Annotated in this window: 1 protein-coding gene; it reads right to left on the reverse strand. The window is 38.7% G+C overall.

From position 1 onward, the window contains the following. On the reverse strand, positions 1 to 212 hold a 212-nt coding region (locus KP705_RS19275; protein WP_215765476.1), incomplete at its 3' end, for a hypothetical protein. Between the last annotated feature and the right edge of the window lie 160 nt (positions 213 to 372).

Below are 372 nucleotides of genomic sequence, written 5' to 3' on the forward strand. Positions count from 1 at the left end.
AACCATTCGTAGAGTGAAGGATCACTCGGAAGGCGAAGTGTCTCTAGAAGCACTTCATTATCTCGCACTATAGAAAATTCAAAAAATTCATCTAAATTTTCATCATGTAATTCCTTAAGATTTTTCCAAATTTTCATAGTTTCTAAGTCGTTTGAATGAGAAATTATAAATGTATTTTGGCATGCAATATGGAATCGTTCGTTAGTTTTCATAATTTTCCTCCTTCTATAACTTCAAGATTAAATCCCGGCTTTGGTATTGTAGAAAGTTCTTCTTGTGTAGCACGACTACCTACTTCAGCAACGTGGCGGTTCATGTAGTAGCGGACAAGACCCGGCCCTCGCATACCGGCTACCTTTTCGCGCTCGGAGA

Origin of the sequence: Gluconobacter sp. P1D12_c (assembly GCF_018812105.1) — a bacterium.
GTDB classification, from domain to species: Bacteria; Pseudomonadota; Alphaproteobacteria; order Acetobacterales; family Acetobacteraceae; genus Gluconobacter; species Gluconobacter oxydans_A.